Genomic DNA, 2,829 nt, shown 5'->3' on the forward strand with positions numbered 1-2,829 from the left:
ACCGTCCTCGCCGCCGACCAGATGTCGCCGTACATGCGGCAGGCCCAGGTCGACATCGAGGACGCCCGCTTCTACGAGCACGGCGCCGTCGACCTCAAGGGCGTGCTCCGCGCGATCAGCAAGAACGCGGAGAGCGGCACCACCTCCCAGGGCGCCTCGACGCTGACCCAGCAGTACGTGAAGAACGTCAACGTCGAGAAGGCCGGCGACGACCAGGCGGCCGTCCTGGAGGCCCAGCGCAAGACCCTGGGCCGCAAGATCCAGGAGCTGAAGGTCGCGATCAAGCTGGAGGAGGACCTGACCAAGGACCAGATCCTCACCAACTACCTCAACATCACCTTCTACGGCCACCAGGCCTACGGTGTCGAGGCCGCCGCCCAGCGGTACTTCAGCAAGAACAACAAGGACCTGACGATCGCCGAGGCCGCCACCCTCGCCGGCGTGGTGCAGAACCCCTCGCAGTACGACCCGGTGCGCTTCCCCGAGAACACGGTCAAGCGGCGCAACGTCGTGCTCGACAAGATGCTCGAGAACAAGCACATCACCGCGGACCAGGCCAAGGAGGCCAAGGCCGCCCCGCTGGGCCTGAAGTTCAAGGACCCGCAGAACGGCTGCATCACCGCGCAGGCCGGCATGGGCTTCTTCTGCGACTACGTCCGGCACGTGGTCAAGCAGGACCCGGTCTTCGGCAAGAACGCCGCCGACCGGAAGAAGTTCTGGGACCAGGGCGGTCTGAACATCTACACCACCCTCGACCCGGACAAGCAGGCCGCCGCCCAGAACGCGGTGACCTCCAAGGTCAAGGTGACCGACCCGGTCTCGGCCGCCGCCACCATGATGGAGCCCGGCACCGGCAAGATCCTCGGGATGGCCCAGACCCGCCCGTACGGCCTGGACCCGAACAAGAACCAGACCGTCGTCAACCTCAACGTCGACGCGGCGATGGGCGGCGGCAACGGCTTCCAGACCGGTTCGACGTTCAAGCCGGTCCTGGCCGCGGCGGCGCTGGAGTCGGGGATGTCCCCCACCCAGCCGTTCCCGTCCGAGAACAAGATCGAGTACCCCACGATGTCCACCTGCTCGGGCACCTGGAAGAACACCGCCAAGGGCAAGGAGCGCAGCGTCGGCAACGAGTCGGCCAGCGAGGTCGGCCCGTACGAGCTGAAGCAGGCCATGGCCCTGTCGGTCAACACCTACTTCGTGCAGATGGAGCAGAAGGTCGGCCTCTGCGCCATGAAGCAGATGGCCAACAAGCTCGGCATCAGCCAGACCTCGAAGGGCGACCCGTTCGTCGAGGTCCCGTCGATGGTCCTCGGCACCCTGGAGCTCTCCCCGCTGACCATGGCGAACGTCTACGCCACCTTCGCCGCCCGCGGCAAGTACTGCACCCCCGTCGCGATCAACAAGATCACCACGGTGGACGGCAAGGACATCAAGGTCCCGCAGACGACCTGCAGCCAGGCCTACTCCCAGGACACCGCGGACGCCCTCAACGCCGTCCTGCTCAACGTGACCGAGAAGGGCACCGGCGCCTCCCTCCAGCTCGAAGGCGGACGCCAGATCGCCGGCAAGACCGGTACCACCGACGAGAAGAAGGCCGCCTGGTTCAGCGGCTACACCCCGCAGCTCGCCACCGCCGTCTGGCTCGGCGGCCCGGCCGGCGGCGTGAAGATGAAGAACATGAAGATCGGCGAGACCTACTACGGCGCCGACGGCGTCTTCGGCGCCACCGGCCCCGGCCCGATCTGGCAGATGGCGATGAACCAGGCCCTGCGCGGCGCTCCCATGGAGACCCTGCCGACCATCAACATCCCGGACCCGGCACCCAAGCCCGACCCGAACGCCACCGCGCCGGCCAGCCCGCCGGCCACCGGCGACCCCAACGCGGGTGGCAACCCGCCGCCGCCCGCCAACACCGGCGGCGGCAACCCCGGCGGCACCAACGCCGGCGGCCTGATCGGCGGCGGGATCACCCTCCCGCCGGGCATCATCGGCGGCGGCGGCAACGGCGGCGGCCACGGAAACGGAAACGGCGGCGGCCACCGCTGACCGACCCGGTCGACCGTGACGCGAAGAGGGGCGCCCCCCGCGCCAGTGGCTCGGGGGGCGCCCCCGTCTTCTCCCGCTGCGCGGCCGGCCTGCCGTCCTACTGCCCCGCCGACCCTCTGCGCTGTTGCCCTGCCGACCTGTCGTCAGCCGGTCAGCGCGGCCTTCACCGCGGCGGCGACCCGGCCGCCCTCGGCCAGACCGTCGACCTTCGGCTTCACCAGCTTCATCACGGCGCCCATGCCCTGCGGCCCGGTCGCACCGCTCTCGGCGACGGCGGCGGTCACGATCGCCGCCAGCTCGTCGTCGGAGAGCTGCTTGGGCAGGTAGTCGGCCAGCACCTCGCCCTCGGCCCGCTCCCGGGTGGCCTGCTCGGTCCGGCCCGCGGTGTCGAACGCCTCGGCGGCCTCCCGGCGCTTCTTCGCCTCCCGACCGATCACCTTCAGCACCTCGGCGTCCGAGAGCTCCCGCTTCGTCTTACCCGCCACCTCCTCGCTGGTGACCGCGGAAAGCGTGAGCCGGATGGTGGACGAGCGGAGCTCGTCCCGGACCCTGATGGCAGCCGTGAGGTCCTCCTGCAGCTGCGCCTTGAGCGTCGTCATGGCCCGAGTCTTTCACCTGCGGCGTTCAGCTGCCCGGCATTAAGAAGACATCTCATTTGGATAGCCGTCGGGTGCAGATGAGGGCTGCGGCGATGCTGGCGAAGGCTGCGAAGTGGTCGGCCTTGCGTTCGTAGCGGCGGTGCAGCCGGCGGAAGCCGCCGAGCCAGGCGACGGTGCGCTC

Annotated in this window: 2 protein-coding genes and 1 pseudogene; 1 reads left to right on the plus strand and 2 read right to left on the minus strand. The window is 69.4% G+C overall.

Translation table 11 applies throughout. From position 1 onward, the window contains the following. The coding region (locus tag PUR56_RS00360) for a transglycosylase domain-containing protein (RefSeq protein ID WP_329947355.1) at positions 1 to 2,049 on the plus strand (2,049 nt) is incomplete at its 5' end. 143 nt (positions 2,050 to 2,192) lie between these two features. On the opposite strand, the gene PUR56_RS00365 is transcribed toward PUR56_RS00360, so the two are convergent. Together PUR56_RS00365 and PUR56_RS00370 are read right to left on the minus strand one after the other, a co-directional pair. After that, positions 2,193 to 2,648: a GatB/YqeY domain-containing protein gene (locus tag PUR56_RS00365; protein ID WP_329874570.1), complete on the minus strand. Its 456-nt coding sequence runs from the start codon at positions 2,646 to 2,648 to the stop codon at positions 2,193 to 2,195. 52 nt (positions 2,649 to 2,700) lie between these two features. Next, positions 2,701 to 2,829, minus strand: a pseudogene (locus PUR56_RS00370) (IS5/IS1182 family transposase); the annotation flags it as partial.

Source organism: Streptomyces sp. BE303, assembly GCF_036290945.1.
Classification (GTDB): domain Bacteria; phylum Actinomycetota; class Actinomycetes; order Streptomycetales; family Streptomycetaceae; genus Kitasatospora.